Genomic DNA, 7,252 nt, shown 5'->3' on the forward strand with positions numbered 1-7,252 from the left:
ATGCTGTGATGTGGCGCGATCACCTGACCGAGATCATCATCTTCACGATCCTCTTCCTGCTGGTCAGCGCGATGGGTTTCGTGGCGGCCCGGTGGCGGGCGCCGCGGGACATGGCGCACCTCGACGAGTGGGGGCTGGGCGGGCGCAGCTTCGGCGGCTGGATCACCTGGTTCCTGGTCGGCGGTGACCTGTACACCGCGTACACCTTCGTGGCGGTGCCGGCGCTGATCTTCGGCGCGGGGGCGATGGGCTTCTTCGCCGTGCCGTACACGATCGTCATCTACCCGCTGGTGTTCCTGGTGCTGTGCCGGCTCTGGTCGGTGTCGCACCGGCACGGCTTCGTCACCCCGGCCGACTTCGTGCGCAGCCGGTTCGACTCGCCGGTCCTGGCGCTGCTGGTGGCGATCACCGGCATCGTGGCGACCATGCCGTACATCGCCCTGCAGTTGGTCGGCATCGAAGCGGTGCTCAAGACCATGGGCGTGACCGGCGACAGCGCCGTGGCCCGGCACCTGCCGATCATCATCGCCTTCGCGATCCTGGCGGCCTACACCTACCAGTCCGGGCTGCGCGCGCCCGCGCTGATCGCGTTCGTCAAGGACTCGCTGATCTACATCGTGATCCTGGTGGCGGTCTTCTACCTGCCGTACAAGCTGGGCGGCTGGGGCAGCATCTTCGACGCGGCGGACGCCAAGTTCAAGGCGTCACCGAGCCCGGCCGACGGGATCCTGCTGGGCGCCAACAACCAGCTCCAGTACATCACACTGGCGTTCGGCTCGGCGTTGGCGCTGTTCCTCTACCCGCACAGCCTCACCGGCGTGCTGGCCAGCCGGAACCGGGACGTGATCAAGCGGAACATGTCCGCGCTGCCGGCGTACAGCCTGCTGCTCGGTCTGATCGCGCTGCTCGGCTACATGGCCATCGCGGCCGAGGTGAAGCCGCTGCCCGGGGCCACGGCGGGCAGCGTGGACGGCAACACGGTGGTTCCGCTGCTGTTCGACCAGATGTTCCCCGACTGGTTCGCCGGGGTCGCGTACGCGGCCATCGGCATCGGCGCGCTGGTGCCGGCGGCGATCATGTCGATCGCGGCGGCGAACCTGTTCACCCGCAACATCTACAAGGAGTACCTGAAGCGGGACGCCAGCGCGGCCCAGGAGGCACAGGTCTCGAAGGTGACGTCGCTGCTGGTGAAGGTGGGCGCCCTGGCGTTCATCATCTTCCTCAACCCGCAGTACGCCATCGACCTGCAGCTCATCGGCGGCGTGATCATCCTCCAGACGCTGCCGGCGGTGGCGCTGGGCCTCTACACCCGCTGGTTCCACCGGAGTGCGCTGATCGCCGGCTGGGTGGCCGGCATGGGCATGGGCATGTGGATGCTCTACCAGGTGTCCAGCCCGGCCCGGGCACACTTCGCCGGGTCCGCCTTCCCGCTGTCCAAGTTCGGCTTCGACACCCCGAAGACGATCTACGTCGGCATCGTGGCGGTGCTGGTCAACCTGGTGGTCGCCGCGCTGCTCACGCTGGTGCTGCGGGCGACGAAGGTGGCCGACGGCGGGGACGCCACCTCGCCGGACGACTACTTCGCCGACGAGGGCGACCCGCGGGTCACCCCGGGCACCGAGAGCGACGCGGATTCCGCCCGGGAGCCGGTCGCCTGAGCGGCCCCCCGGCTCGTCCCCGCCCCCCCCTGGTCGGGGACGAGCCGGGTCGCCTCACCCGCGTACCGGTGCCGTCGGCGCCGGTGCCGCACGATCCCCGACCCTCCCCCTCGGTCTTCTCGCAGGGGGAGGGTCGACCGTCGTCAGCGTCGGCGGTTGCGCGCGTCGAGGGCCTCGTTGAGCCGGTGCAGCAGGTCGGCGAGGGTGTCCCGGTCGTCGGGGGCCCAGGCGCCGAGGATGTCGCCGTAGAGCCGGGTGCGGGCGGCGCGCACCGCCGCCATCCGCTGCAACCCGGCGGCGGTGGGCGAGATCACCGTGCCGCGCCCGTCGACCGGGTCGGGGGTACGCGCGATCAGGCCGTCCCGCTGCATCGCGGAGACCTGCCGGGTGACCGTGGAGCCGTCCAGGTTCAGCCGGGCCGCCAGGGCCGAGACGTTCTGCGGGCCGGCCTTGTCCAGGTGCCGCAGGATCACGTACGCGGCGCGGTCCAGCACCCGGTGCTCGGCGGTGCCGGTGGCCCGGCGGGTCGCCTCACCCAGCCGCATGAGCAGGGCGATCTCGGTCTCGATCCGGCCGAGGGTTTCGTCGTCCTGAGCCGATCCGGTCGTGTGGTCGTCCCTCATAGCTGTATGATACAACAGAATTACCTGTACAATACAGCTATCTGGGAGGTTGCGGAGTGGATCGGCGATCCGAACCCAACCGCAGTGCCATCTACGCCACCACGCTGGTGGCCTTCCTCGCCATCGCCGGCATCGCCGTGGTGGACCCGATCCTGCCCGCCATCGGCGAGGCGATCGGGGTCACCGCCTGGCAGGTCGAGCTGCTCTTCACCGCGTACATCGCGGTGATGGCGGTCGGCATGATCCCGGCGACCCTGGCCAGCGGGAAGTTCGGCTTCAAACCCGTGCTGATCACCGGCGTCTCGGTGGTCGGCGCGGCCGCGATCCTCGCCTCGTTCAGCAACGACATCGTGCAGCTCTCCGCGCTGCGCGGCGTCTGGGGGCTGGGCAACGCGATGTTCTTCGCCACCGCCATGGTGGTGCTGGTCAACCTCGCCAACGACCGGGAATGGGTGGTCGGTCTCTTCGAGACCGCGCTCGGCCTCGGCTTCGCCGTCGGACCCCTGATCGGCGGCCTGCTCGGCGAGGTGAGCTGGCGACTGCCGTTCTTCGTCTGCGGCGTCTTCATGGTGCTGGCGCTCGCCGTCGCCTCGCGCCGGCTCCGCGAGCCGGCCCGCAAGCAGGCCCCGGTACGCCTCGGCCAGATCTTCTCCACCTACCGCAAGCCGGCGTTCATCACCCTCTGCGTGGTCACCGCCGCGTACAACTTCGTCTTCTTCGTGGTGCTCGGTTACACACCGCTCTACCTGCACCTCGACGTCATCCCGCTGGGGCTGGCCTTCACCGGCTGGGGCCTGGGCCTGGCCGCCGGCATCCTGGTGATCGGCCACCGGCTGGCCCACCGGATCGGCGCGGTGCAGACCGTCGGCGTCGCCATCGCCGGCCTGCTGGTCTGCATGATCCTCTTCGCCACCTCCACCGGCACCGCCATGTCGCTGGTGGTGCTGGTACTCGCCGGCCTGTTCATGGGCCTGGCCAACGCCAACCTCACCGACCTGGCGCTCGGCCTCGGCTCCAGCGACCGCCGCGTCGCCACCGGCGCGTTCAACCTGGTCCGCTGGGGCGCCGCCGCGCCCGCCCCGATCATCTCCGGCAAGCTCGCCGAGCACGGCCTGGCCCTGCCGTTCTGGGTCGGCTTCGGGGTGCTCGCCGCCGGCGTGCTGGTCTACCTCGCCTTCGCGCACGTGATGGCCGCCGGCTACGGCGAGCGGCTGCTCTGGTCGCGGTGGAACTCGGCCGCCCGGCGCAACGAGCACGCGCCCGAGGAGCCGGTCGGCGAGGCGTACTGACCTTCCCCTCGTGGTGGGCGGACCGCCCCGGCGCAGCGTCGCGCCGGGGCGGTCCCTCGTCCGGGCGGAAGGTCAGCCCAGGGCGCGGTAGAGCAGGTAGAGACCGATCACCGTGCCGAACACCACGATGACGGTCTTCAGCACCACCGGCGGCAGCCGCCGCACCAGCCGGGCGCCCAGGTACCCGCCGACCAGGGTGGCCGGCGCGACCACCGCGACCGCCGCCCAGTCCACCGGGCCGAAGAGCGCGAACACCACCAGCGTGGTCAGCCCCACCACGGCCGAGAGCAGGTTCTTGATGGCGCTCACCCGGGCCAGGGTGGAGTCCAGCACCAGGGCCAGCCCGGCCACCAGCATCACGCCGAGCGCGGCACCGAAGTAACCGCCGTACACCGTGCCGAGCGCGACCATCGCCTGCACGGTGACGGTACGGCGGCGCGGGCTGAGGTCGGCCGGGTGGCCGACCAGCCGGCGCAGCGGGTCCTGAAAGGCCAGTACGGCGGTCGCGCCGAGCACCAGGAACGGCACCACCAGCTCGAACGCCCGCGCCGGGGTGGCCAGCAGCAGCACGCAGCCGACGACCGTGCCGAGCACGGCCGTGGGCAGCAGGCTCCACAGTCGGCGACCGTGCGGCAGGTCCTGCCGGCTGCCGGCGACGCTCGCCAGGTAGCCCGGAAAGACCGACACCGAGTTGCTGACGTTCGCCGGGACCGGGGGCAGGCCCGTGGCGATCAGCGCCGGGAAGGTGATCAGGGAACCGCCCCCGGCCACCGCGTTCACCGTGCCCGCGGCGAGACCGGCGGCGAGCAGGAGCGCGGCGTCGGAGAGGTTCATGGTTACCGGAGGCTAGTACGCCCTGGCCGGAACTCAACTTTTCGCTACCCTGCCGCGTCGTTCTCTGCGACCGGACCTGACGTAGGGAGTGAGCTGTGCACCGTCACGACGGGGGGTCAACGGATGGATGACCCGGAGTTCCGCGAGTTCGTGCAGGTCCGCTACGCCGACCTGCTGCGCACCGCGTACCTGCTGACCGGCAACCGCGACGCCGCCCAGGATCTGGTGCACGAGGCGCTGCTCAAGGTGATGCGGCACTGGCGGCGGGTCGACGAACCGATGGCGTACGTGCGGCGGGCGATGGTGAACGAGCGGACCAGCCGCTGGCGCCGCGTCGGGCTGCGGGAGCTGCTCACCTCGACCGTGCCCGAGCGGGCCGGCCCGGACAGCACCGAGGGCGTGGTCGTCCGGGACGAACTGCTCGCCGCGCTGGACCGGCTGCCGGTCCGGATGCGCACCGTGCTGGTGCTGCGCTACTGGGAGGACCTGCCGGAGACGGAGGTGGCGGCGGTCATGGGCTGCTCCCTGGGGACGGTGAAGAGTCAGGCGGCCCGCGGGCTGGCCCGCCTGCGTGAGGTGCTGGACGTCCGGCTGCCCGACCTGGCCGGCGAGTTGAAAGGGGAACCGGCATGAGTGTGGACGAACTGCGCAACGGACTGGCCCGGGTCGCCGCCTCCGTGGTCCCCGACGACGACCCGTACGGTCGGCTGTTGCGTCACGCCCGGCGGCGCCGGCGTGTCCGGTGGGCCGGGGCGGGGGCGCTGTTCGCCGGGCTGCTCGCCACGGTGCTGGTCGTGCCCGTCGCCGGAGTCGGCGGTCTCCGCACCTGGCTCGGGGACCCGGAGGGGGCATCCGGCTATCCGGTCACCAGCGACTGGGTCTGGCGGCTCCTCGACTCGCCCACCCGGGGCAGTCTCGGCGCCGACCGGCCGCTGGTCGACCAGTTGGCCCGGACTTTCGACCAGGATCGCGACCGGGTCGGCATGAGCCGCGCCCTGCCGACCGCGAAGGTGCTCTTCGCCGACGACACCGCCGGGGTACGCACCGTCGTGGTCGCCTACCACTCCGACACCGCCGCGGCGCTGGTGTCGAGGACCGGCCCGATCGGGGCCACGTCGCAGCAGCTGATCCGGGCCGGCGGGGTGAGCAACCTGCCGGTGTCGCCGTTCTCCGTCCTCGGCGACAGCGTCGACGGACGCACCTGGCTGCTCGGCCTCGCCCCGGCCGGCTGCACCGTCACCGCCGCCCCGTCGGCGACGGTGGACGCCGACGGCGCGGTGCGACGGAGCTGGCAGAGCGTCCCCACGCCCGGCTACCTCCTCCTCACCGAACAGCGCATCCGCGGCTGGTGGCGGGTCGAGTGCGACGGCGCGATCCGGGAACAGGGGCCGGTCGGCTACCGCACCGGGGAGTTCAGCAACGAGGCCGTTCCCGTTCAGGGCGACGAGCTCAGAGCGGCGGAGCAGGCGGCGGTGGCGTCGTACCGGGCGCTCGCGGAGGGTGCGGGCCTGCCGGCCACGCCCGGCCCGGTGCGCCGCTGGTCCGGGCGGATCCCCGGCGAGGGCATTGCGGCCGCCATCGCCGGCCCGGCTGCGGGCGTCGGACCGTACATCCTCCAGCTCGGCGCCGCCCCGAAGGCCCTGCTGGCCACGGCCGGGCCGGACGACGCCCGTCCCGACGACACCGAAACCCTCGGTGCGAGCCGGGCCGACTGGGCGCTGGTGGCCACCACCGTCAGCACCTCCCCGGGGCTGATCGCCGTACGCGTGCCGGCCCGGGTCGGCGGGCACGCCGTCCTCACCGACCAACTGCTGGTGGCTCCCTGGCCGGCCGACGCCGTCGAGGTGGAGGCGGAGAGCGCCGCCGGGGCTCGTTCGGCCGCCCCGGTGGACAGCGGTTTCGCGATCCTCTCCGTGCCCATGGGGGCGGAGGTGACCCTGCGGGCGCTGGACGCGAACGGCAAGGTCCTCGCCTCGCAGCGGTTGCGCGAGCCGGCGGCGGGCGAGCGGATCTTCAACGAGCAACTCGTCTCGGCCTGGTAGCGGACGGTGCTGGTGCGGGAGCGGTGGTCTGGCCGCTCCCGCCCGGCTCGCTCCTCCAGGCACAGCGCGGGGCAGTTGGTGAAGCAGCCAACTGACTCTCATGCGGCCGGGTGGGAAATGGGCGCGGCGACGGCGTCGTTAGGATGAGTGCGCGACGGACGAGTCGACCGGGCGGCCGCGTCGACGGGCTGCGGCCCGTCGCCGAGGAACGTCCGGACTCCACAGGGCAGGGTGGTTGCTAACGGCAACCCGGGGTGACCCGCGGGACAGTGCCACAGAAAACAGACCGCCGGCCCGAAACGGGACGGTAAGGGTGAAACGGTGGGGTAAGAGCCCACCAGCATCCCGGGTGACCGGGATGGCTCGGTAAACCCCACCCGGAGCAAGGCCAAGAAAGGGTCGTCACCGCAAGATGACGGTCCGCGCAGACGCTCGAGGGCTGCCCGCCCGATGTCTGCGGGTAGGCCGCTGGAGCCTGCCGGCGACGGCAGGCCGAGATGGATGGCCGCCGCCGACGCGCCTTCGGGCCGCGTCGGTCACAGAATCCGGCGTACAGGTCGACTCGTCCGTCGCCCACCAGGTCAGAGCCGCGATCAAGGCTCTGGCCTGTTTGTATGTTCAGGTGTCGATGGTCGCCGTTGGTCAACTTTGGCCGGCGTTTGACGCCCTGGGGACGCGCCCTGACGCCCTGGCGACGCCCTGGCGGAGCTTCAGTTTGGAAGGACGAGGATCATCGCCCCGAGATGCCGGAATCGCCTGCTCGTGGCACGGGAGTGGTTCACGGCTCGTGCCCGCTCGTGCCCATG

General features: G+C 71.7%; 6 protein-coding genes and 1 other RNA gene. 5 read left to right on the forward strand and 2 right to left on the reverse strand.

The genetic code is table 11. The features are described from left to right. Positions 1-8 precede the first annotated feature (8 nt). On the forward strand, positions 9-1,658 hold the full coding sequence (gene mctP / locus ACL02O_RS02460; RefSeq protein WP_412816262.1) for a monocarboxylate uptake permease MctP: 1,650 nt from the start codon (positions 9-11) through the stop codon (positions 1,656-1,658). A gap of 143 nt (positions 1,659-1,801) precedes the next feature. Here mctP and ACL02O_RS02465 read toward each other — a convergent pair whose 3' ends face one another. After that, positions 1,802-2,281 carry a MarR family winged helix-turn-helix transcriptional regulator gene (locus ACL02O_RS02465; RefSeq protein ID WP_412816263.1) on the reverse strand — a complete coding sequence of 160 codons (480 nt, stop codon included), beginning with the start codon at positions 2,279-2,281 and terminating at the stop codon, positions 1,802-1,804. A gap of 56 nt (positions 2,282-2,337) precedes the next feature. Between ACL02O_RS02465 and ACL02O_RS02470 the strand changes: the two genes are divergently transcribed. Continuing rightward, positions 2,338-3,570, forward strand: a complete 1,233-nt coding sequence (locus tag ACL02O_RS02470; protein ID WP_412816264.1) for an MFS transporter — start codon at positions 2,338-2,340, stop codon at positions 3,568-3,570. Between the two features lie 72 nt (positions 3,571-3,642). Here the strand turns inward: ACL02O_RS02470 and ACL02O_RS02475 are convergent, their stop codons facing one another. Then, positions 3,643-4,404: a sulfite exporter TauE/SafE family protein gene (locus ACL02O_RS02475; protein WP_412816265.1), complete on the reverse strand. Its 762-nt coding sequence runs from the start codon at positions 4,402-4,404 to the stop codon at positions 3,643-3,645. A gap of 123 nt (positions 4,405-4,527) precedes the next feature. Here ACL02O_RS02475 and ACL02O_RS02480 point away from each other — a divergent pair, with 123 nt between their 5' ends. The 3 genes from ACL02O_RS02480 (at position 4,528) to rnpB (ending at position 7,015) form a co-directional block, all read left to right on the forward strand. Continuing rightward, positions 4,528-5,037: a SigE family RNA polymerase sigma factor gene (locus ACL02O_RS02480; RefSeq protein WP_412816266.1), complete on the forward strand. Its 510-nt coding sequence runs from the start codon at positions 4,528-4,530 to the stop codon at positions 5,035-5,037. After that, on the forward strand, positions 5,034-6,446 hold the full coding sequence (locus tag ACL02O_RS02485) for a hypothetical protein (protein WP_412816267.1): 1,413 nt from the start codon (positions 5,034-5,036) through the stop codon (positions 6,444-6,446). Before ACL02O_RS02480 ends, ACL02O_RS02485 begins: the two co-directional genes overlap by 4 nt. A gap of 159 nt (positions 6,447-6,605) precedes the next feature. After that, an RNA gene (gene rnpB / locus ACL02O_RS02490) (RNase P RNA component class A) lies at positions 6,606-7,015 on the forward strand. Positions 7,016-7,252 lie beyond the last annotated feature (237 nt).

Origin of the sequence: Micromonospora mangrovicola, assembly GCF_047200535.1 — a bacterium.
GTDB lineage: Bacteria > Actinomycetota > Actinomycetes > Mycobacteriales > Micromonosporaceae > Micromonospora.

Coding starts and splice junctions, on each gene's coding strand:
- ACL02O_RS02480 (WP_412816266.1), top strand. CDS start 4,528: ATGGATGACCCGGAGTTCCGCGAGTTCGTGCAGGTCCGCTACGCCGAC.
- ACL02O_RS02465 (WP_412816263.1), bottom strand. CDS start 2,281: ATGAGGGACGACCACACGACCGGATCGGCTCAGGACGACGAAACCCTC.
- ACL02O_RS02485 (WP_412816267.1), top strand. CDS start 5,034: ATGAGTGTGGACGAACTGCGCAACGGACTGGCCCGGGTCGCCGCCTCC.
- ACL02O_RS02475 (WP_412816265.1), bottom strand. CDS start 4,404: ATGAACCTCTCCGACGCCGCGCTCCTGCTCGCCGCCGGTCTCGCCGCG.
- mctP (WP_412816262.1), top strand. CDS start 9: ATGTGGCGCGATCACCTGACCGAGATCATCATCTTCACGATCCTCTTC.